Annotated in this window: 21 protein-coding genes and 4 tRNA genes; 8 read left to right on the plus strand and 17 right to left on the minus strand. The window is 70.5% G+C overall.

Annotation, left to right across the window (positions count from 1 at the left end; all coding sequences use genetic code 11):
* Window positions 1-23 precede the first annotated feature (23 nt).
* The 4 genes from ruvC to pdxS all read right to left on the minus strand — a co-directional run bounded on the left by ruvC (window position 24) and on the right by pdxS (window position 3,002).
* Window positions 24-593 carry a crossover junction endodeoxyribonuclease RuvC gene (ruvC, locus tag MTS1_RS02860; protein ID WP_023951254.1) on the minus strand — a complete coding sequence of 190 codons (570 nt, stop codon included), beginning with the start codon at window positions 591-593 and terminating at the stop codon, window positions 24-26.
* 124 nt (window positions 594-717) lie between these two features.
* Window positions 718-1,479: a YebC/PmpR family DNA-binding transcriptional regulator gene (locus tag MTS1_RS02865; protein WP_023951256.1), complete on the minus strand. Its 762-nt coding sequence runs from the start codon at window positions 1,477-1,479 to the stop codon at window positions 718-720.
* A 10-nt stretch (window positions 1,480-1,489) separates the two neighbouring features.
* Window positions 1,490-2,101, minus strand: coding sequence for a pyridoxal 5'-phosphate synthase glutaminase subunit PdxT (gene pdxT, locus MTS1_RS02870; protein WP_023951258.1), 612 nt, complete (start codon window positions 2,099-2,101; stop codon window positions 1,490-1,492).
* 4 nt (window positions 2,102-2,105) lie between these two features.
* Window positions 2,106-3,002: a pyridoxal 5'-phosphate synthase lyase subunit PdxS gene (pdxS, locus tag MTS1_RS02875; RefSeq protein WP_023951261.1), complete on the minus strand. Its 897-nt coding sequence runs from the start codon at window positions 3,000-3,002 to the stop codon at window positions 2,106-2,108.
* Window positions 3,003-3,090: 88 nt separating this feature from the next.
* On the opposite strand from pdxS, the gene MTS1_RS02880 reads away from it, so the two are divergent.
* A complete protein-coding gene (locus MTS1_RS02880; RefSeq protein ID WP_023951263.1) occupies window positions 3,091-4,419 on the plus strand; it encodes an aminotransferase class I/II-fold pyridoxal phosphate-dependent enzyme in 1,329 nt (442 codons plus the stop codon).
* A 4-nt stretch (window positions 4,420-4,423) separates the two neighbouring features.
* A complete protein-coding gene (gene pdxY, locus MTS1_RS02885) occupies window positions 4,424-5,275 on the plus strand; it encodes a pyridoxal kinase PdxY (RefSeq protein ID WP_023951265.1) in 852 nt (283 codons plus the stop codon).
* Between the two features lie 9 nt (window positions 5,276-5,284).
* Here pdxY and MTS1_RS02890 read toward each other — a convergent pair whose 3' ends face one another.
* The 3 genes from MTS1_RS02890 to thrS form a co-directional block, all read right to left on the minus strand.
* Complete coding sequence (locus tag MTS1_RS02890) at window positions 5,285-5,866, minus strand: hypothetical protein (RefSeq protein ID WP_023951267.1); 582 nt, start codon at window positions 5,864-5,866, stop codon at window positions 5,285-5,287.
* A gap of 90 nt (window positions 5,867-5,956) precedes the next feature.
* A complete protein-coding gene (locus MTS1_RS02895; RefSeq protein ID WP_023951269.1) occupies window positions 5,957-6,514 on the minus strand; it encodes an HIT domain-containing protein in 558 nt (185 codons plus the stop codon).
* On the minus strand, window positions 6,511-8,550 hold the full coding sequence (gene thrS, locus MTS1_RS02900) for a threonine--tRNA ligase (protein WP_023951271.1): 2,040 nt from the start codon (window positions 8,548-8,550) through the stop codon (window positions 6,511-6,513). The genes MTS1_RS02895 and thrS overlap by 4 nt, the downstream gene beginning before the upstream one ends.
* A 195-nt stretch (window positions 8,551-8,745) precedes the next feature.
* On the opposite strand from thrS, the gene MTS1_RS02905 reads away from it, so the two are divergent.
* Window positions 8,746-9,909 (plus strand): SLC13 family permease, encoded by a 1,164-nt coding sequence (locus MTS1_RS02905; protein ID WP_023951273.1) that lies wholly within the window; start codon window positions 8,746-8,748, stop codon window positions 9,907-9,909.
* A 23-nt stretch (window positions 9,910-9,932) separates the two neighbouring features.
* Here MTS1_RS02905 and MTS1_RS02910 read toward each other — a convergent pair whose 3' ends face one another.
* From MTS1_RS02910 to MTS1_RS02930, 5 genes are all read right to left on the minus strand, one after another.
* Window positions 9,933-10,589 carry a DNA alkylation repair protein gene (locus MTS1_RS02910; protein ID WP_023951276.1) on the minus strand — a complete coding sequence of 219 codons (657 nt, stop codon included), beginning with the start codon at window positions 10,587-10,589 and terminating at the stop codon, window positions 9,933-9,935.
* Window positions 10,586-11,092 (minus strand): glycine cleavage system protein R, encoded by a 507-nt coding sequence (locus MTS1_RS02915; RefSeq protein WP_023951278.1) that lies wholly within the window; start codon window positions 11,090-11,092, stop codon window positions 10,586-10,588. The genes MTS1_RS02910 and MTS1_RS02915 overlap by 4 nt, the downstream gene beginning before the upstream one ends.
* 80 nt (window positions 11,093-11,172) lie before the next feature.
* Window positions 11,173-11,244, minus strand: a tRNA-Val gene (locus MTS1_RS02920).
* Between the two features lie 27 nt (window positions 11,245-11,271).
* Window positions 11,272-11,342 (minus strand) — tRNA-Cys (locus tag MTS1_RS02925).
* A gap of 55 nt (window positions 11,343-11,397) precedes the next feature.
* A tRNA-Gly gene (locus tag MTS1_RS02930) sits at window positions 11,398-11,469 on the minus strand.
* Window positions 11,470-11,620: 151 nt separating this feature from the next.
* On the opposite strand from MTS1_RS02930, the gene MTS1_RS02935 reads away from it, so the two are divergent.
* A tRNA-Val gene (locus tag MTS1_RS02935) sits at window positions 11,621-11,697 on the plus strand.
* Between the two features lie 150 nt (window positions 11,698-11,847).
* Here the strand turns inward: MTS1_RS02935 and MTS1_RS02940 are convergent.
* From MTS1_RS02940 to zapE, 4 genes are all read right to left on the minus strand, one after another.
* On the minus strand, window positions 11,848-12,582 hold the full coding sequence (locus MTS1_RS02940) for a VIT family protein (RefSeq protein ID WP_023951280.1): 735 nt from the start codon (window positions 12,580-12,582) through the stop codon (window positions 11,848-11,850).
* Between the two features lie 134 nt (window positions 12,583-12,716).
* Entirely contained in the window at window positions 12,717-13,280 is a 564-nt protein-coding gene (locus MTS1_RS02945) for a type II toxin-antitoxin system PemK/MazF family toxin (RefSeq protein WP_023951282.1), read from the minus strand.
* A 181-nt stretch (window positions 13,281-13,461) separates the two neighbouring features.
* The gene (locus MTS1_RS02950) at window positions 13,462-14,730 is read right to left on the minus strand and encodes an ammonium transporter (protein ID WP_023951284.1); all 1,269 of its coding nucleotides are present in this window, start codon (window positions 14,728-14,730) and stop codon (window positions 13,462-13,464) included.
* Between the two features lie 165 nt (window positions 14,731-14,895).
* Window positions 14,896-15,924 carry a cell division protein ZapE gene (zapE, locus tag MTS1_RS02955; RefSeq protein WP_023951286.1) on the minus strand — a complete coding sequence of 343 codons (1,029 nt, stop codon included), beginning with the start codon at window positions 15,922-15,924 and terminating at the stop codon, window positions 14,896-14,898.
* Window positions 15,925-15,957: 33 nt separating this feature from the next.
* On the opposite strand from zapE, the gene MTS1_RS02960 reads away from it, so the two are divergent.
* A complete protein-coding gene (locus tag MTS1_RS02960) occupies window positions 15,958-16,665 on the plus strand; it encodes a dihydrofolate reductase family protein (RefSeq protein WP_023951289.1) in 708 nt (235 codons plus the stop codon).
* On the opposite strand, the gene MTS1_RS02965 is transcribed toward MTS1_RS02960, so the two are convergent.
* Complete coding sequence (locus MTS1_RS02965) at window positions 16,619-17,839, minus strand: S9 family peptidase (RefSeq protein ID WP_036304602.1); 1,221 nt, start codon at window positions 17,837-17,839, stop codon at window positions 16,619-16,621. The genes MTS1_RS02960 and MTS1_RS02965 overlap by 47 nt on opposite strands.
* 25 nt (window positions 17,840-17,864) lie before the next feature.
* Here MTS1_RS02965 and MTS1_RS02970 point away from each other — a divergent pair, with 25 nt between their 5' ends.
* From MTS1_RS02970 to MTS1_RS02980, 3 genes are all read left to right on the plus strand, one after another.
* Complete coding sequence (locus MTS1_RS02970; RefSeq protein WP_023951295.1) at window positions 17,865-18,455, plus strand: DUF3000 domain-containing protein; 591 nt, start codon at window positions 17,865-17,867, stop codon at window positions 18,453-18,455.
* Window positions 18,448-19,644 (plus strand): HRDC domain-containing protein, encoded by a 1,197-nt coding sequence (locus MTS1_RS02975; protein ID WP_023951297.1) that lies wholly within the window; start codon window positions 18,448-18,450, stop codon window positions 19,642-19,644. The genes MTS1_RS02970 and MTS1_RS02975 overlap by 8 nt, the downstream gene beginning before the upstream one ends.
* Before the next feature lie 72 nt (window positions 19,645-19,716).
* Window positions 19,717-20,934, plus strand: coding sequence for a thiolase family protein (locus MTS1_RS02980; protein WP_023951298.1), 1,218 nt, complete (start codon window positions 19,717-19,719; stop codon window positions 20,932-20,934).
* The last annotated feature ends 3 nt before the right edge of the window (window positions 20,935-20,937 follow it).

The following is a 20,937-nucleotide window of genomic DNA, read 5'->3' on the forward strand; positions in this document are numbered from 1 at the left end:
TGACGCCCGGCCGCACGGCCGCCTCAGCGGCGTGACAGGCGTTCCGCATCCGCCCAGGCCCGCTGGGCGGGAGTGAGCGCTGCGGCGCCGGTCCCGGTCCCGGTGCCACCGGGACCGCGGCGCCAGGCATGACAGATCGCGAGGGCCAGGGCGTCGGCGGCATCCGCCGGCTGCGGCAGGGAGTCCAGACGCAGCACGCGGGCGACCATCGTCTGCACCTGCAGCTTCTCGGCCGAGCCGTATCCGGTGATGGCCGCCTTCACCTCGGAGGGGGTGTGGGTCGCCGCATCGAGGCCGCTCTCGGCGGCGACGAGGAGGGCGATGCCGCTGGCTTGCGCGGTTCCCATCACGCTGGTGCGGTTGTGCTGCGCGAAGACGCGCTCGACCGCGACGACGTGCGGCCGATGCTCCGCGATGACGGCCCGGAGCCCCGCGGCGATCGTCGCGAGCCGGCGTTCGATGGGCAGATCGACGGCCGAGCGGACGACTCCGACGTGCACGAGGGCAGCGGATCGGTCGCGAGCGACGTCGACGACACCGACACCGCATCGGGTGAGGCCCGGGTCGACACCGAGAACGCGCAGAGAGGTCACTCCCCCACGCTACGTCCGTCGCGGCGACCCGGCGCGACGACAGCCCGCGAAACGCGCAGTTCCCGACACCCCACGCAGAACGAGCTGCGGTGGATGCCGGGAACTGCGCGCGATGCCGGAACTCTTACTCGTCGTCGTTCTCGAGCTCGGCCTGCACCTCGGGCGTCAGGTCGAAGTTCGTGTAGACGTTCTGCACGTCGTCGCTGTCTTCGAGGGCGTCGATGAGACGGAACACCTTGCGGGCGGTGTCGGCGTCGACCTCCACCTTGAGCGAGGGCACGAACTCGACGTCGGCGGAGTCGTACTCGATGCCGGCGTCCTGCAGGGCGCTGCGCACCGACACGAGGTCGGAGGCCTCGGTGATGACGCCGAAGCCGTCGCCGTGCGGCTCGACCTCTTCCGCTCCCGCCTCGAGCACCGCGAGCATGACGTCGTCCTCGGTCGTGCCCTCGGACGGCACGACGATGACGCCCTTGCGGCTGAAGTTGTACGCGACGCTGCCCGGGTCGGCCAGCGTTCCGCCGTTACGGCTGAGAGCGGTGCGAACCTCGGCGGCGGCACGGTTCTTGTTGTCGGTCAGACACTCGATGAGGAACGCGACGCCGTTGGGCCCGTAGCCCTCGTACATGATCGAGGAGTACTCGACGGCTTCGCCGCCGATCCCGGCGCCGCGCTTGATCGCGCGGTCGATGTTGTCTTTCGGGACCGAGGTCTTCTTGGCCTTCAGGACGGCGTCGAAGAGCGTGGGGTTGCCCTGCAGATCGGGACCGCCGAGCTTGGCAGCGACCTCGATGTTCTTGATGAGCTTGGCCCACGACTTGGCACGGCGCGCGTCGACGACGGCTTTCTTGTGCTTGGTCGTGGCCCATTTGGAGTGACCGGACATGCGCTCGATCTTACCGGGCGGATGCGCGCGCCTCGCGGACGCGCGCGAGGAACCTCTCGTGGAAGCGACGCTCGCCCGAGACCTCCGGGTGGAACGCGGTGGCGAGCAGTCGCCCCTGCTCGACCGCGACGACCCCGCCCTCCGGCAGGGTCGCGAGCGGCCGCACCCCCGGCCCGAGTTCGGTGACGAGAGGCGCTCGGATGAAAGCCGCGCGCACCGGCGCGTCCCAGCCGGCGACGGCGAGCGCCGTCTCGAACGATTCGGTCTGACCGCCGAAGGCGTTCCGTCGCACGGTCACGTCGAGCCCGCCGAAGGTCTCCTGCCCGGCGATCGCCCCGTCGACGCGGTCGGCGAGCAGGATGAGCCCGGCGCACGTGCCGTAGACCGGCATGCCCGCCGTGATCGCGTCGCGGATGGGCTGCTGCATCCCGAACGCGCGTGCCAGCTTGTCGATGACGCTCGACTCGCCGCCCGGCAGGACGAGTCCCTCGATCGTCGCGAGGTCGTCCGGGCGGCGGACGAGGGATGCCGCCGCACCGAGCCCCTCGAGCACGCGCAGGTGTTCGCGGACGTCCCCCTGCAGGGCGAGGACTCCGACGCGCGGCGGCGTTCCCTCGCTCACCGGATCACCAGCCGCGGTCGGCGAGACGGTGCGGAGCAGGCAGATCGGAGACGTTGATGCCGACCATCGCCTCACCCAGGCCGCGCGAGGCCTCGGCGACGATGGCGGGGTCATCGTGGAAGGTCGTCGCCTTCACGATCGCCGCGGCACGGCGAGCGGGGTCGCCCGACTTGAAGATGCCCGATCCGACGAAGACGCCGTCGGCGCCGAGCTGCATCATCATGGCGGCGTCGGCGGGGGTGGCGACACCGCCCGCGGTGAAGAGCACGACGGGCAGGGCGCCGCTGGCCGCGACCTCGGCGACGAGGTCGTACGGCGCCTGGAGCTCCTTCGCCGCGACGTACAGCTCGTCGGGGCTCTTCGCCTGCAGAGCCCGGATCTCGGCGGTGATCGTGCGGATGTGCCGCGTCGCCTCCGAGACGTCGCCCGTGCCGGCCTCGCCCTTGGACCGGATCATCGCCGCGCCCTCCGTGATGCGGCGCAGCGCCTCGCCGAGATTGGTCGCACCGCAGACGAACGGGACGGTGAATCCCCACTTGTCGATGTGATGGGTGTAGTCGGCCGGCGAGAGCACCTCGGACTCGTCGATGTAGTCGACGCCGAGCTCCTGCAGCACGCGCGCCTCGACGAAGTGTCCAATGCGGGCCTTGGCCATCACGGGGATCGACACCGATGCGATGATCTCGTCGATCAGGTCGGGGTCGCTCATGCGGGCGACGCCGCCCTGGGCCCGGATGTCGGCGGGGACACGCTCGAGCGCCATGACGGCCACCGCGCCGGCATCCTCGGCGATCCGCGCTTGATCGGCCGTGACGACGTCCATGATGACGCCGCCCTTCAGCATCTCGGCGAGCCCGCGCTTGACGCGCGAGGATCCGGTGACGGTCTGGTCGTTCGACACGATGGAGCTCCGATCTGGGCCGCCTGGTCGGGGATCTCGTTCGGCCTAGGCCAAAAGTTAGCATGGCATCCGACATAAGATCGTCCCGATGACTTCCCGCGACACGATCTCCGGGCACACGGCGGGCGACATCGCCGACAGCGTCCGGATGCTGCTCGAGCGCGGCGCCCTGCGCGCTGACGACGTCCTGCCGCCCGTGCGCGCACTGGCCGAGCAGCTCGGCGTCAACCGCAACACCGTCGTCGCCGCATACCGGCTGCTGGCGCAGGCCGGGGTCGTCGTGGCTCGCGGCCGCGGCGGAACGCGCATCGCCGAGGTCTCCCCCGTCGCCGCCGAGGGGGTCGCCGCCGACACAGTGCTGCGCGACGTCGGGTCGGGAAATCCCGATCCCGCTCTCATCCCCGACCCGAGCGGCGTGCTCGCCCGGGTCGCCGGGCGCCCCGTCCTGTACGGCGAGCCGGTCATCGACGCCGGCCTCGCCGAGTGGGCCACACGCTGGTTCGCCGCGGACTCGGCGAGCGAGGCCGACATCCACCTCACCGTCACGGGCGGCGCCGTCGACGCCGTCGAACGACTCCTGGCGCAGGCGCTCACCCGCGATGATGCGGTCGCGCTCGAAGACCCCTGCTTCCTCGCCAGCATCCATACCGTCCGGCTCGCCGGCTATCGTGCGGTCCCCGTTCCCGTCGACAGCGAGGGCATGACGGTGGACGGTCTGCACGCGGCCCTGGACGCCGGTGCCCGAGCCGTCGTCATCACCCCGCGAGCCCAGAACCCCACCGGCTCGAGCCTGTCGGCCGAGCGCGCCGCGGCGCTGCGCGAGGTGCTGGCCGATCACCCCTACGTCCTGGTGATCGAGGACGACCACTTCTCGCTCTTGTCGACCCAGCCCTATCGCTCGGTCATCGGCGAGAACCACGAGCGCTGGGCGCGCGTGCGCTCGGTGTCGAAGTTCCTCGGGCCCGACATGTGTCTCGCGGTCACGGCATCCGATCCCACGACGGCCGAACGTCTCTCGCTGCGCCTCGGCTCGGGCACCACGTGGGTCAGCCATCTGCTGCAGCGACTGGCCCACGCTCTCCTCTCCGACGGCACCGCCGCGGCTGAGATCGCCGCCGCTCGAACCCACTACGCCGACCGCAACGCCGCCTTCGCCGCGGAGCTCACGCGCGCGGGCCTGCCCTGCGCACCCGGCGACGGGCTCAGTCTCTGGGTCGAGGTGCCCGGCACTGCTCGTTCCGTCGCCGACGCCCTGATGCGCCGCGGGTGGCTGGCGCGCACCGGCGACGAGTTCCGGCTGGCCGAGGACGCCCCGTCGCGGCACCTGCGCCTGACCGTGCACGATCTGAACGACGCCGACGCCGCGCAGCTCGCGCGGGACCTCGTCGCATCCGCCCTCCCCTCTCGAAAGGCATGACCCCATGAAGGTGCTCTCGATCCAGTCGGCCGTCGCATACGGACACGTCGGCAACTCCGCCGCGGTGTTCCCGCTGCAGCGCATCGGCGTGGAGGTGATGCCGGTCTACACGGTGAACTTCTCCAACCACACCGGCTACGGCGTCTGGGGCGGTCCGATGATCAGTCCCGACGATGTCCGCGCCGTCATCGCGGGCGTCGAGGATCGCGGCGCCTTCCCGCAGATCGACGTCGTCCTGTCGGGGTACCAGGGCGGCGAAGGAATAGCCGACGTCATCCTCGACACCGTCGCGCGCGTCAAGGCGGCGAACCCGGATGCCGTCTACGCGTGCGACCCGGTCATGGGCAACGCGAAGTCGGGATGCTTCGTGGCACCGGCCATCCCCGTTCTGCTGCGCGAGCGCGTCGTGCCGGCCGCCGACATCATCACGCCGAACCAATTCGAGCTCGGCTTCCTGACCGAGACCGAGCCCACCGATCTCGACTCGACGCTCGCATCCGTCGACGCCGCCCGCGCGATGGGGCCGCGCACGGTGCTCGTGACGAGCGTCGAGCGCCCGGAACGCCCCGAGGGAACGATCGAGATGCTCGCCGCGGACGACGCCGGAGCCTGGATCGTCCGCACTCCCCACATCCCCATGAAGGCGAACGGATCGGGTGACGTGACGGCGGCCCTGTTCACGGCTCACTACCGCAGCACCGGCTCCGCAGCCGAGGCGCTGGCCCGTACGACCTCGAGCGTGTTCGACCTGCTCACGCGCACACACGAGTCGGGCGAGCGCGAGCTCCAGCTCGTAGAGAGCCAGGAGGCCTACGCGCACCCGCGGATGCAGTTCACGGTCGAGCAGGTGCGCTGACCGGCGCCGTTACTGTCCGCTGGACTCGGTCCACGCCTGCTCCCACTGCGGAGCGTCATCGGGGCAGAGGAACCGGGTGCCGAAGACCATGATGCTCACAGCACCCTCGCGGGACGCGTCGTCGATGGCGAGACTCTGGATGAGCGGGGACGACGCGACGTGCACCTGGTAGACGTCCTGATCGACCTGGTGACCGTTGAGGATGGAGGTCTCGCACGCGTCCAGAGCGAGGGCGAGCGTCACGGTCTCGGCCTGCTCCGACCACTGACCGCCGTTCGCCTCGACGTGCGCGCGCTGCTGCGCGACGAGCTCCTGCTGCTCGAGCGTCTTCGCGGTGAGCGTGGTCTGACCCACGGGCTGCTGCTGCGCCGCGATGAACGCGTCGCGCTCGGCCAGGGCATCGGCGGTCGCGGATCCGTCGCCACCGGCGTCGGGGGTCGCCGCTGCGCTCTCGTCCGGCACTGCCGTCGTCGTCGGAGTCGCCTCGGTCGGGTTCGCGTCTCCCGCGGGCGTGCACCCCGTCAAGGCGAGGGCCCCGACAACAGCCAGTGCGGCGAGAGTCGCGGTGCGGGGACGGGCGGTGATCGACATGGTGCCTCCTCAGTGAGCGCTCAGGCTATCGTCATCGCGCCACCCGGCACCCGGGCTTGCGTTCGAGGCCGAGCGTGAGGAAGTGTGCGGTCAGCTCGCCGGCCACGCGGCGGCGACGGCCTCGCGGACTTCGCCGAGCAGCTGCGGGAGCGCCTTCGTCTTCGCGATGATCGGGAAGAAGTTGGCATCGGTCGCCCACCGTGGCACGACGTGCTGGTGCAGGTGCCCGTCGACCCCGGCCCCCGCGACAGCGCCCTGATTCATTCCGAGGTTGAAACCGTCGCACCGCGACACCTCTCGGAGCACCCGCATGGCCGTCTGCGTCAGCGCGCCGATCTCGGCGACCTCCTCGGGCGTCGCGAGATCGTACGTCGGGATGTGCCGGTACGGGCAGACGAGCAGGTGACCGGAGTTGTACGGGAAGAGGTTCAGCAGCACGTAGGCCGTGCGGCCGCGCGCGACGATGAGCCCGTCGGCATCCGATTTGCCGGGCGCGGCGCAGAACGGGCATTCGTCACGAAGTGGTTCGGGGCCCGCCTGGATGTACGCCATCCGGTGAGGGGTCCACAGGCGCTGGAACTCGTCGGGCACCCCGGCCAGGTGCGCGGCGTCCTCGACCGGGCGCGGGGCGTCCGACGAGCCGGTCACGCGAGCTGCTCCGCCGTGTCGCTCAGGTGCTCCGCGGTGTCGACGAGTGTGCGGTTGCCGATGGCCGCGAGGATGCGCTCGACGGCCTCGTCCACGGGCACGCCGTTGGTCTGCGATCCGTCACGGAAGCGGAACGAGACCGTGCCTGCTGCGCGGTCCTGCTCGCCGGCGATGAGCTGGAGCGGCACCTTCTGCGTGGTGTGGGTGCGGATCTTCTTCTGCATGCGGTCGTCGGAGCGATCGAGCTCGGCGCGGACGCCGGCCTTGCGCAGCCGCGAGACGATCTCCTGCAGGTACGGCGCGTAATCGTCGGCGACCGGGATCGCCACGACCTGCACCGGCGCGAGCCAGACGGGGAAGGCACCCGCGTAGTGCTCGAGGAGGATCGCGAAGAACCGCTCGATCGACCCGAAGAGTGCGCGGTGGATCATGACGGGGCGATGCTTCTCGCCGTCGGGACCGGTGTACTCGAGCTCGAAGCGCTCGGGCTGGTTGAAGTCGAGCTGGATTGTCGACATCTGCCAGGTTCGCCCGATCGCGTCGCGCGCCTGAACCGAGATCTTCGGGCCGTAGAACGCCGCGCCGCCCGGATCCGGGACGAGCTCGAGGCCGGAGCCCTCGGCGACGCGGCGCAGGGTCTCCGTCGCCTGCTGCCAGAGGGCATCGTCGCCGATGAACTTCGGGTTGCCCTCCTCCTTCGTCGACAGCTCGAGATAGAAGTCGTTGAGTCCGTAGTCGCGCAGCGTCTGCAGCACGAACTCGAGGCTGCGGACGAGCTCGTCCTCGACCTGATCGGGGGTGACGTAGATGTGGGTGTCGTCCTGGGTCATCCCCCGCACGCGGGTGAGGCCCGAGAGGGTGCCGCTCTTCTCGTAGCGGTAGACCGAACCGAACTCGCTCAGGCGCAGCGGCAGCTCACGGTAACTGCGCCCCCGCGAGCGGAAGATCAGGTTGTGGAACGGACAGTTCATGGGCTTGAGGTAGTACTCCTGCCCCTGGCGGGTCACGTTGCCCTCGGCGTCGACGATCTCATCGAGCTTCATCGGCGGGTACATGCCGTCGGCGTACCACTGCAGGTGCCCGCTCGTCATGAACAGGTCGCCCTTGGTGATGTGCGGGGTGTTGACGACCTCGTAGTCGTTGGCGAGCAGCTGCTCGCGCATGTAGCGCTCGATCTCGTACCGGATGATGCCGCCCTTGGGGTGGAACACCGACAGACCGGGTCCGATCTCATCCGGGAACGAGAACAGGTCGAGCTCGACCCCGAGCTTCCGGTGATCGCGGCGAGCCGCCTCGGCAAGCCGCTCCTGGTAGGCGCGAAGCTCGTCCTTCGACGGCCATGCGGTGCCGTAGATGCGCTGCAGCTGGGGGTTCTTCTCGGAGCCGCGCCAGTAGGCGGCGGCGACGCGGGTGAGGTCCCAGCCGTTGCCGACCATCCGGGTGCCGGGCACGTGGGGTCCGCGGCACAGGTCCTTCCAGGCGGTCGAGCCGTCGCGGGTGACGTTGTCGTAGATCGTCAGTTCGCCGGCGCCGATCTCGGCCGAGGCCCCTTCGGCCGCGTCGGCGCCCGAGCCGGGACCACCGGCGAGGTCGACGAGCTCGAGCTTGAACGGCTCGTCGGCGAGCTCGGCGCGCGCCTCGTCGGCGGTGACGACCCGCCGGACGAACCGCTGGTTCTCGCGGACGATCCGCTCCATCTCCTTCTTGATCGACTTGAGGTCCTCCGGAGTGAAGGGCTCGTCGACGCCGAAGTCGTAGTAGAAGCCGTCCTCGATGGGCGGCCCGATGCCCAGGTTCGACTGCGGCCGGATACGCTGCACGGCCTGGGCCAGCACGTGCGCGGTCGAGTGGCGGAGGATCGCGAGGCCGTCGGGGCTCGACACGGTGACCGGCTCGACGGCATCCGTCTCGCTGACCACGGTGGCGAGATCCTTCAGCTCTCCGTTCACGCGCAAGGCGACGACGGAGCGGTCGGGGAAGAGGGCGAAGCCGTCGGCGGGGTACGACACGTCCGACGGGGAAACGACGTCAGTCAAGGGAACATCTCCAGATGGGTGGCTCGGATCAAGGCTACTCAGCTTCGGACGCTCGCCGCGTCCCGCCCGCTCAGGCCGAGAGCGTTCGGCCGGCGGCGACGAAGCGTATGAGCACGCGGGCTCCGATCCGGCGACGTTCCATGCGTCGATCCTAGTCGTGGGCGTCGATGGCTTCGGGGCGACGCACGAGGGCGCATGATGGATGCCGTGAAGCTCGCCATCGCCGGAGCCGCACTGCTGCTCGTGGCGGCGGGCGCGGTGGTCGGCGGCATCCTGCCTCCCGACGATCTCGCCGGCATCGCCGAGCGTGTCGCGCCGATCCTCGCCTTCGTCGTAGCCGTCACGATCGTGGCGGAGCTGGCGGCGAAGGCCGGCGTGTTCGACGTCGCTGCGGGGTGGCTCGCCCGCGCCTCACGGGGCCGGACGACGCTGTTGTGGCTCCTCGTCGTGGCGCTGGCCGTCGTTGCGACGGCTTTCCTGTCGCTCGATACGACCGCCGTGCTGCTCACGCCGGTCGTCGTCGCCGTCGCGCGCGCCAACGGGCTGCCGCCGCTCCCCTTCGCTTTCACGACGGTGTGGCTCGCGAACACCGCGTCACTCGTGCTGCCGGTCTCCAACCTGACGAACCTGTTGGCTCTCGGCCGGCTGCCCGAGGGCGGGCCCGTCGCGTTCCTCGCGCTCATGGGGCCTTCGGCGGCCGTCGCGATCGCGGTGACGGTGAGCCTGCTGTTCGCCATCCACCGGCGCTCGCTCGTCGGGCGGTTCGACCCGGCCCCGGTGCCGCGCGTCACCGACCGGATGCAGCTGGCCGTCGCATCCGTCGTCGTCGTCGCACTCATGCCGGCCCTCGTCAGCGGGCTGGAGCCGTGGATTCCGGCGACGATCGCCGCGGTTCTGCTCATCGGCCTCTTCGCATGGCGCTCGCCCCGCGGACTGTCGCTTCGGCTCATCCCCTGGCAGTTGCTCGTGTTCGCCGCGGGGCTGTTCACCGCGATGGCTGCGCTCGAGTCGCTCGGGTCGGCGGCGGTGGTCTCGGTGATCGCCGGCGAGGCCGGCGGCCCCTTCGAGCTGTGGCGGATGGCGGGCACCGCCCTGGTCGCGGCGAACACCGTCGACAACCTGCCCGCGTACCTGCTGCTCGAGTCGGCGGCGGGAACCCCGGATCGCCTCGGCGCGCTGCTCGTCGGCGTCAATGCGGGACCGCTCATCACCCCCTGGGCGTCGCTCGCGACGCTGCTCTGGCACGAGCGGCTGCACGCCGTGGGCGTCGACGTCCCCTGGCGGCGTTTCGTTCTCTGGGGACTCGTCGCCGCGCCCCTCGTCGTCGGGCTGTCGGTCCTCCCGCTCGCTCTTCGGTGAGCCTCCCGCACCGGCGGCACCGGTCAGACGTGCTTGAGCGCCTCGCGCCTGCTCAGGCCGGCCACGCCCCGCTCATCGACGAACCATCGCACCCACGCGGCATCGACGCGCGCCCGATCGCGCAGCGCCCATCCGATCGCCTTGCGGATGAAGAAGTCCGCATCGCCGAGGTTCGGGACGACGACATCCGTGAAGAGCTGCTCGTCGAACTCCGAGCGACGGGTCAGTTGCGACAGGATCGCGATCCTGCGTATCCAGAGGTTCTCGTCCCGAGCCCACGCGCGGACGACGGGCGCCATCTCGTCGGCGTGCTCGATGAGCAGCTCGCGCACGCGCCCGCTGAGCTCGTCGGTGATGTCCCACCACCGCCCGGTGCGCACCATGTGCTCGATGAGCGGCACCGTCGGCAGGGTTCCCGACAGCGGTGGCAGCGCGAGGAGCGCCATCGCCGCATAGCGCTCCTCGCGGTGGCGGGCCTCGTCCCAGAGCTGCAGCGAGGCAGCGCGCAGCACCGCGGCATCCTGCTCTCCGGCGCCGAGCGTACGGGTGACCCGGCGCACCTCGGGGAGGCGGATCCCGAGGAACGGTATCGCAGACTTCATGTACGCCTGCTGCGCGGCGGCTCGTTCCGGCTGCGCCGCAGCGCGGAGCGCGGCGCGGATGTCGTCGACGAGGGTCACGTCAGGGTGAGGTCGACCTGGATCTCACCGGCGAGGCGCTCGAGGTCCGCCACGATGTCGGCCGCGTCGAACTCGGCGGGCAGGCGCACGACCAGGGTCGCCTCGAAGAGCGTGCCACCGGCCATCGGAGCGTCGAGGGTACGGGTGGTCAGGGCGTCGATGCTCAGCGCATGAGCGCCGATCGCGTCGCTGACTTCGCGGACGATGCCGGGACGGTCGTTGCCCAGCACCGTGAATCGAAGTACCTGGCCGCTCGCGACGACCGGCGGCAGCGGCTGGTGGGTCGTGATGCGCAGCAGCCCGTCCAGCCGCTCGAGGGCGTCGACGAGGCCGGCCTCACGGTCAGCGGGAACGTCCACCAGCACGATGCCCGCGAAGGCCCCGGCAAGCTCCGCGAGTTCGCTGCGCTCCCAGTTGCCGCCGTGCGCGGCGACGGTGTCGGCGAGTGTGCGGACGAGTCCGACCCGATCGTCTCCGACGACCGTGAGCACGAGCTGAGTCATGGCGCCGAGCCTAACCGGCAGCGCTGACCAGCGTCCCTCGAAACGACAAAACCCCCGGTGAGACCGGGGGTTTTACTCGGTGCGCGATACTGGGATCGAACCAGTGACCTCTTCCGTGTCAGGGAAGCGCGCTACCGCTGCGCCAATCGCGCCTATACAGGCTGTTCAGTTATGAGGCGAGGTGGCGACGGGATTCGAACCCGTGTAAACGGCTTTGCAGGCCGGTGCCTAGCCGCTCGGCCACGCCACCGTGTGTGGTTCTGACCCACGTGCCGGATCTCCCTCACGGGAGATCCTCGCACTCGAGCGGATGACGAGATTCGAACTCGCGACCCTCACCTTGGCAAGGTGATGCGCTACCACTGCGCTACATCCGCATTTCGTTCCGGATCGCTCCGGCACTTGTTAAACATTAGCCGACGATCGCACGAGTGCAAAACCGGCGACGCCCCGCGCGTGTCTCGCCTCCGCGTTCGGGAACCGTCGCGGCATCCGGTATGCTCGTGTCTCGGCCCTCACGGGCCAGATGGGCGATTGGCGCAGTTGGTTAGCGCGCTTCCTTCACACGGAAGAGGTCGTGGGTTCGAGTCCCGCATCGCCCACCATCCCCCGCCCCGGTCGCCACGACCGGGGCGCTTTTCGTTGTCGTGTGCTCTGCGCCCGCCGAGCACGCACGGTCACGACGAGAACGCACCGCACATGGTGCGCGCTCGCCGCAGCGGTGCGTCCTCGCGGTGCACGAGATCCGCGCCGGGTCAGACGGCGCCGGAGACGCCCAGCAGCGAGCCCACCGTGAAGGTCGCGATCAGCGCGAGAGCCCCGCCGGCGACGACGCGCGCAACGGGACGCAACGGCGGACTGTCGCCCAGGCGCGCGCTCAGATACCCGGTGAGAGCGAGAGCGATGAGCACCGCCACGAAGGTGACGGGAACCCGGATGTCGGCGGGCGGCAGGAGGATCGCGAGAAGCGGCAGCAGCGCACCGACGGTGAACGCGAGCGCGCTGGCGCCGGCCGCCGCCCACGGGCTCACGACCTCGTCCTCGGTCAGCCCCAGCTCGGCCTCGAGGTGCGCGGCGACGACATCGTGCTCCGTCAGTTCCTCCGCAACCCGCCGCGCAGTCTCGGGCGAGAGCCCGCGCTGTTCGTACAGCCCCGCGAGCTCGACGAGCTCAGCCGCGGGGTCTTCGGCGAGCTCGCGGCGCTCCTTGGTGATCATGGCGCGCTGGCTGTCGCTCTGACTGCTGACCGATACGTACTCACCGAGCGCCATCGAGATCGCGCCGCCCACGAGTCCCGCAACGCCGGCGGCGAAGATCGGCGCCGTCTCCGTCGTCGCCCCCGCGACGCCGACGACCAGGGCGGCGGTCGACACGATGCCGTCGTTCGCGCCCAGGACGCCCGCGCGCAGCCAGTTCAGCCGCCCCGACATGGATGACGCGTGAGGCTCGCCCGGGTGCGCCCCCGGTACCTCCGGGAACGATTCGCTCATGTCGCCATGAAACCATCCCCGCCTCGATCACGGCAGGCCCCCACGCACCGAGGACGCACTGCCGCTGCGAGAGCGCATGGTTCCCGGTACGTTCTCGCCGAGAGGGTGCACTCTCGGCGCGGGACTAGCGCAGGTCAGCGGGCGGTGCGCCACCCGTAGCGCTGCGAGAGCGATTGGGCGACCCGAGCGTAGGTGGTGCGGTCGAGGGCTCCGGCGGTGCGGCGGATCCCGCTCGCGGGGACGAGGTAGATCTGGTCGACGTCGAGCCACGACGGGCGCCGCTCGCGGTCCCAATCCCCCGTCCCGAGCGGGATGTGGTCGCGCTCGCCGTCGTGCGGCTTGCTCGTGAGCTTCATCGCCCAGCTCTGGCGGCCGTCGGCGCGCGCGAGCACGAGCAGCGGGCGATCCTTGCCGCGCGCGGCATCCTCCGCATACGGAACCCACGCCCAGACGATCTCGCCGGGATCGGGCTGCCCGTCGGGCGTCGGCTCGTAGGCGAGCCGCAAGCCGACGGCATCGGGGAGAGCGACCTCGACGACGGATGCCGCGCCGGCGACCCCGCCGCCCGGCGCGGAGGGCCTGCTCGGGCGAGCCGGTGCGACGGTCGCCGACCGCGGACGCGCTGTGGCCGGCCGACCCGAGCCACCCGCCGTCCGACGCGGTCGCAGCAGATCCCACACACGCGAAAGCACACCCATGCGCCCAAACCTACCCAGCCCGCGAGGCGCGCCCCGCCTCATCCTCCGCCTCACCTGGCAGCTCGCGCCCCTTCACCTCCCGCGAAGCGGCGGCGCCTGCCAACCGAGCGCCCACGAGAAACAGGGCGGGGCACCGCGGAGTGATCCGCGATGCCCCGCCCGAGTCAGAGCCGAGGCCTGATCAGACCTTGGCGTCGGAGAGGGTGTACCCGACCTCGCCGTGCATGACCGTGTCGATGCCGGCGATCTCGTCCTCGTTCTTCACGCGGAAGCCGATCGTCTTCTCGATCGCGAACCCGATGATGAAGGCCAGCACGAAGGAGTAGACGAGAACGGCGAGGGCCGCGATCGCCTGGACGATCAGCTGGCTGGCGTCGCCGCCCATGAACAGGCCCGTGCCGTTGGCGAAGAAGCCGAGGTAGAGCGTTCCGATGAGGCCGCCGACGAGGTGGATGCCCACGACGTCGAGCGAGTCGTCGAAGCCGAGCTTGTACTTGAGCTCGATGGCCAGCGCGCAGGCGGCACCGGCGATGAGGCCCAGCACGATCGCCCAGATGGGGTCGACCGAGGCGCACGCGGGGGTGATGGCGACGAGACCCGCGACCGCACCCGATGCGGCGCCGACGGAGGTGGGCTTGCCGTCCTTGATCTTCTCGACGAGGAGCCAGGCCAGCAGAGCGGCGGCGGGAGCAGCGATCGTGTTGATGAAGGCGAGCGCGGCGGTGCCGTCGGCGGCGAGCTCGGAGCCCGCGTTGAAGCCGAACCAGCCGAACCACAGCAGACCGGCGCCGAGGAGCACGAACGGCGGGTTGTGGGGAACGTGGACGCCCTTCTGGAAGCCGACGCGCTTGCCGAGGACCAGAGCGAGGGCGAGAGCGGCAGCACCGGCGTTGATGTGCACCGCGGTGCCACCGGCGAAGTCGATCGCTCCGACACCGAAGACGTCCTGCAGCCCCTTGGTGATCCAGCCGCCGTATTCGAACGAGCCGTCATCGGCGAGGCCGAAGTTGAAGACCCAGCTCGCGACCGGGAAGTAGACCACGGTCGCCCAGACACCGGCGAACAGCATCCACGCGCCGAACTTGGCACGGTCGGCGATCGCTCCGGAGACGAGCGCGACGGTGAGGATCGCGAAGGTGGCCTGGAAGCACACGAATGCCATGGGCGGGAAGGCGGCGTCGTCGGGGGTCTCGAGCAGGCTGCTCAGACCGATCGCGCTCCAGTCGATCGACCACGGGGCGACGGTTCCCTCAGCGCCGGGGAAGGCGATGGCGTAGCCGAAGAGCACCCAGAGGACGCCGATGAGTCCGAGGGCGCCGAAGCTCATCATCATCATGCTGATGACGCTCTTGGCCTTGACGAGACCGCCGTAGAAGAATGCGAGTCCTGGCGTCATCAGCAGGACGAATGCGGCCGCGATGAGTATGAATGCGGTGTTGCCTTGATCCATCTCGAAGGGAACCTCTCTGCAGGGACGCAGGTGTAGCGTCGGGTCCCCTCAGTGTCGAGGCACCCAGTTTCCCCCGACGGCGCAGTCGTGTTTCCGGACGGTTACGCGAGCGCTCCCCCGGTAAACATCAGGTTTCCTGGCGCCGCGCGAGCCCTGCGCAGGTGCTCAGGAGTGGGTGAGAGCCACGAGGCGCGAGATGGCGCGCAGGTACTTCTTGCGGTATCCGCCGCCGAGCATCTCGTCGCCGAAGACCTCGTCGAGAGGCCGGCCCGTGGCGCGGATCGGGATCTGCGCGTCGTAGGCGCGGTCGACGAACGCGACGAAGCGGAGGGCGGCCGACTGATCGGTCAACTGCGTGACGTCGCGCAGACCGATCGTGGAGATGTCGTCGACGAGGCGGATGTAACGCGACGGGTGGACGGTCGCGAGGTGCGCGATGACGTCGGCGAAGGGGTCGTCCGAGACGAGACCGGATGCCGCGGCTTCCGCGATCGCCGCCTCGTATTTCTCGGGCGCGAGCGCGACGGCGTGCCCGTCGACGGCACGCTGCCGGTAGTCGGTGCCGTCGATCCGGATGGTCTGGAAGCTCGCCGACATCGCGTGGATCTCGCGCAGGAAGTCCTGAGCGGCGAAACGCCCCTCGCCGAGCGCGTTGGGCGGCGTGTTCGAGGTCGCCGCCAGGCGCGTGCCCGATGCGACGAGCTCGCCGAGGAGCCGGGTCATCACCATCGTGTCGCCCGGGTCGTCGAGCTCGAACTCGTCGATGCACAGCAGGTCGGCGCCGCGCAGCAGCTGCACCGTGTTCTGGTACCCGACGGCTCCCACGAGGGCGGTGTACTCGATGAACGAGCCGAAGTACTTCCGGCGTGCCGGCATCGCGTGGTAGATCGCGGCGAGCAGGTGGGTCTTGCCGACGCCGAAGCCGCCGTCGAGGTACACCCCGGGCTTCGTCTCGGGCGCCTTCTTCGCGCGGCGGAACAGTCCCCCGCGGGCGGCCGGCGCCCCACCGCCGGCGAAGGTCTCGAGGAGGTCTTTCGCCTCCTGCTGCGACGGGTACTGCGGGTCGGCCCGGTACGAATCGAACGTCGCCTCGTCGAACTGCGGCGGCGGCACCAGGGCGGCGAGCATCTCGGTGCCGCTCACCTCGGGACGGCGGTCGCTGAGGCGCAGGATTCCGGCGGATGTGCTCGTCACGGATCAACCCTAACCGCGTGAAAGGATGACGCCGTGCGTGTGACCGAGATGCTTCCGGAAACCGGCGAGAGCGCAGATTCCACGACGGATGCCGGACGGGTGTGGCTCGCAGGGCGCTACCGGCGAGCGCCCGGCGGATACGTCCGCGTGAACATGGTCACTACCCTGACCGGGTCGGCCTCCGGCGGCGACGGGACGAGCGAGACGATCACGAGCCCGACCGATCGCAGCATCCTCGGCATCATCCGCCGGGACGCCGACGTCGTCGTCGTGGGCGCGGAGACCGTCCGCGCGGAGGGCTATGTCGTTCCGCGTACGGCGGCCCTCGCCATCGTCTCGCGGTCGGGGCGTCTCGACGGCCACCGCCTGACCGACGCCGAGGCGGGGCGGGTCGTCCTGGTCGTTCCCGACGGCGCCCGTCCCGAAGCGCCCGCCGGCGTCACCGTTGTCACCGCCGGCAGCGGGCCCGACCTGTCCCCCGCCGACGTGCTCGCCGTCCTGTCGGCCCGCGGGTGGGAGCGCGTGGTCTGCGAGGGCGGACCGACCCTTGCTGCGCAGTTCATCGCCGCGGGCGTGGCCGACGAGATCTGCCTCACGGTCGCGCCGCGCATCGGACCGGTCCGGCATCCCGTCCTGCCGGTTGCGGACGAGGTGCCGACCGCCGTCGCGGGTGCGCTGATGGATGCCGCGGGCTTCAGCTATCTGCGGCTGAGCGTCGGCGCTCGAGCCAGTCGCGGATGACCGAGGTCCAACGCTCCGGATCGTAGTTCCACAGCTTCGTGTGCCGGGCCGTCCGGAACACCTCCAGCTCGACCAGATCGGGACGCGCCTCTGCCAGCTGATACGACGCGTCCGCCGGGACGAAGCCGTCGTCGTCGCTGTGCAGGATGAGGATCGGATGCCGAAGCTCGGCCGCACGGGCGACCACATCGAGCCGGTCGAACGGGATCGGGGTGTTCAACCCGACGACCCGCGACCCCCACGCGCTGTCGAGCGCGCGCACGGCGGTGCTCGCGACGGGGGCGGGGATGCGCAGCAGGTGCGCCTGGTAGTCGAGCACGATGCGCCAGTCGATCGCCGGCGACTCGAGCAAGACTCCGGCGATGATGTCGCGATGGGCCGAGTTCAGGGCGACCTGGAGGGCGATCGCGCCGCCCATCGACCACCCCATGAGGAAGATGCGGCGCGCGCCGCGGCGGCGGGCCGCTCCGATCGCGGCATCAACATCGCGCCATTCGGTTGCACCGAGCATGTACGTGCCCGATCGGCTGCGCGGCGCCTCGCCGTCGTTGCGGTACGACACCAGCAGGGACGACACACCGGCGGCGTGGAACACCGGCACCGCACGCAGCGTCTCGGCCCGTGTCGTGCCGCGCCCGTGAATCTGGATGACCCACGTGTCGCTCGGCTCCCCCGCCGCGTCCGCGGCCGGGAAGAACCATGCGGGGCAGGGTCCGAGCGGAGACCCGACGAGCTCGGAGTGGTAGGGCAGGTGCAGCTCTGCCGGATCGGAGTAGTACCACCCGCTGAATGCCGCGGCGGCTGACAGCCGGTCGTCCGTTCCGATCTGCGTGAGCAGCTTGCGCTTGACCGACGTCTCGTCGAGCGCCAGCACGGCACCGACCTTCACGTACGAGGCGGTGCCCGTCGTGAACAGTCCGTACCGCCCCGGCAGCTCGGTGTCGGGAGTGCGCGAGAGGGTGAGCGTCTGCGCGGCGACGTCGACCGCGAGCAGCCGCGTGTCGGGCACCCGCCCGGCGGGCGTCACGACCTTACGGGCTACGCGCATCGAAACGGTGCCGAGCGCGGCCAACGAGATCCCGAGGGCTCCGGCCAATGCCGCGATCGTCGTCTTCGCGGCGGTGGCTGCTGCGGGAGATGCGCCCGCAGCCCCGGCGCGCCTGGAACCCATCATCGAGGCCTCACTCTAGTCTGTCGACGTGGCCGATTCCCGTCCTCCCGCCGACGCGACGGCATTCGTCGTCGCACGCGAGGCGGTGCTGGCGATGACCTTCCGCGACGACCTCGTGGTCCGCGAGATCCCTGCCCCGACCGGCCTCGCGCCCGACGCCCTCGCGCTTGCGGGCGATGTGCGACCCGAGGATCACGCCGTCGACTCCCCCTACGGCACCGGCCGCATCGTCGTCCTCCACGACGACGACGAGCCGGATGCCTGGGGTGGGGCGTGGCGCATCGTCGCATTCGCCCAGGCGCCGCTCGAACCCGAGATCGGCGTCGATCCGCTTCTCGCCGAGGTCGCCTGGTCGTGGCTCATCGACGCGCTCGATCATCGCGGCGCCTCGTTCCACTCCATCTCGGGGACCGCGACGAAGACGCTCTCGCGCGGTTTCGGAAGTCTCGCCGACGAGGGCGACGGTGCGCAGATCGAACTGCGCGCTTCGTGGACCCCCGTCGGCGACATCACCGCCCACATCGACGCCTGGGCGGAACTGACCTGCATGCTGGCCGGCCTTCCTCCGGGGTCGGAGGGCGTCGCCGTCTTCGGAGCACGCCGGGGGAACCGTGGCTGAATACACCGTCATCGCCGATGACGCCGGACTCGAACGCGCCGCGCAGCTGCTCGCGGCCGGCGACGGACCCGTCGCCGTAGACGTCGAGCGAGCGTCGGGCTTCCGCTACTCGCAACGGGCCTATCTCATCCAGGTCTTCCGCCGCGGAGCCGGCGTGCACCTGTTCGATCCCCCGGCGATCACGACCTTCGCCCCTCTCCAGTCCGCCATCGGCGACGTCGAGTGGGTGCTGCATGCCGCGAGCCAGGACCTGCCTTCGCTCCGCGAGGCCGGGCTCGACCCGACGTCGATCTTCGACACCGAGCTCGCCGCACGCCTGCTCGGGCACGCCCGCGTCGGGCTCGGCGCCGTCGTCGAGGACACCCTGGGCATCGTCCTCGCCAAGGCGCACTCGGCGGCCGATTGGTCGACGCGCCCGCTGCCGCAGTCGTGGCTCGAGTATGCAGCCCTCGACGTGGAGCACCTCATCGACGTGCGCGATGCGCTCGCAGGCGAGCTCGAGGCGCAGGGCAAGGTCGAGTTCGCCGCACAGGAGTTCCAAGCCGTGCTCGACCGGCCGGTCAAGCCGCCGCGCGAAGACCCCTGGCGCCGGCTCAGCGGCCTGCACACGATTCGGGGCCGCCGCGCGCTCGCGGTGGCGCGAGCACTGTGGACCGCGCGCGAGGAGTACGCCCGCGAGCAGGACATCGCCCCCGGTCGGCTCGTCCCCGACCGCGCGCTCGTCGCGGCGCTCGCCGCCGACCCCAAGACGAAGCAGGACCTGGCGAAGGTCAAGGACTTCACGGGCCGCGCGAGCCGCTCGCAGCTCGACCGCTGGTGGGCGGCCTTCGAGGCCGGCCGGGCCGAGCAGTCGCTGCCGCCGGACCGGCTGCCGGGCGACGGCCTGCCGCCCGTGCGGGCCTGGGTCGACCGCAACCCTCCCGCCGACGCCCGCCTGAAGGCTGCCAAGCCGCTCGTCGAGCAGCGCGCGGAGGAGTTGTCGATGCCGACGGAGAACCTGCTCACTCCTGAGCTGCTGCGCCGCGTGGCATGGGCACCGCCCGCGGAGATCTCGGCGGAGACGGTCGGGACGGCACTCGCGGAGCTCGGCGCGCGGCCGTGGCAGATTGAGCAGACTGCACAGCTGATCGCTCAAGCCTTTGTGGATTCCGTGAACGGGGATGCCGCACCTTCCTCGGCCGGTTCGTAGGTTCGACCCAACCGATTTTCCCGGCCTCCGCGGCTCTCTAGGCTGGGGAGGATCCCATCTTCTGGAGGCAAAGTGGCCGAGATCTCGGACGTCTACTTCATCGACGGCATGCGCACCCCGTTCGGGCGCGCCGGCGAGAAGGGCATGTACTGGAACACCCGAGCGGACGACCTCGTCGTCAAAGCGATCCGGGGCGTGATCGAACGCAACCCCGATGTGCCGCTCGACCGGATCGACGACGTGGCGATCGCCGCGACGACCCAGCAGGGCGACCAGGGCCTGACCCTCGGCCGCACCGCAGCGATCCTCGCCGGCCTCCCGCAGAGCGTGCCGGGCTTCGCGATCGACCGCATGTGCGCGGGTGCGATGACGAGCGTCACCACGATGGCCGGGTCGATCGGCATCGGCATGTACGACCTCGCCCTCGCGGGCGGCGTCGAGCACATGGGTCGCCACCCCCTCGGCGGCGGCGACACCGATCCCAACCCGCGCTTCCTCACCGAGAAGCTCGTCAGCGCAGACGCCCTGAACATGGGTATCACCGCCGAGCGGCTGCACGACCGCTTCCCGGTCCTCACGAAGGAGCGCGCCGACCGGTTCGGCATGCGCAGCCAGCATAAGGCTCAGGCCGCGTACGAGGCGGGCAAGCTGCAGCCTGATCTCGTTCCCGTCGCGGTGAAGTCCGCGGACGGCGCCTGGGGCCTCGCGACCGAGGACGAGGGCCGCCGGCCCGAGACCACGATGGAGGGCCTCGCTCAGCTGAAGACGCCCTTCCGCCCGCACGGGCGCGTCACCGCGGGCACCTCCTCACCTCTCACCGACGGCGCGACCATCAGCCTCCTCGCCGGCTCGCGCGCGGTGAAGGAGCTCGGCCTCACTCCGAAGATGCGGATGGTCTCGTTCGGCTTCGCCGGCGTCCAGCCCGAGGTGATGGGCATCGGCCCCATCCCCTCGACCGAGAAGGCGCTCGCCAAGGCCGGCCTGACGATCGACGACATCGGCCTGTTCGAGCTCAACGAGGCGTTCGCGGTGCAGGTGCTGTCGCTTCTCGACCACTTCGGCATCGACGACGACGATCCGCGCGTCAACCCGTGGGGCGGCGCCATCGCGGTCGGTCACCCCCTGGCGGCATCCGGTGTGCGTCTGATGATCCAGCTCGCCGCTCAGTTCGCCGAGCGTCCGGACGTCCGCTACGGACTGACGGCCATGTGCGTCGGCCTCGGCCAGGGCGGTTCCGTGATCTGGGAGAACCCGCACTACACCGGCAAGAAGAAGACCGCGAAGAAGTGAGGC

Origin of the sequence: Microbacterium sp. TS-1, assembly GCF_000509385.1 — a bacterium.
Taxonomy (GTDB): Bacteria; Actinomycetota; Actinomycetes; order Actinomycetales; family Microbacteriaceae; genus Microbacterium; species Microbacterium arborescens.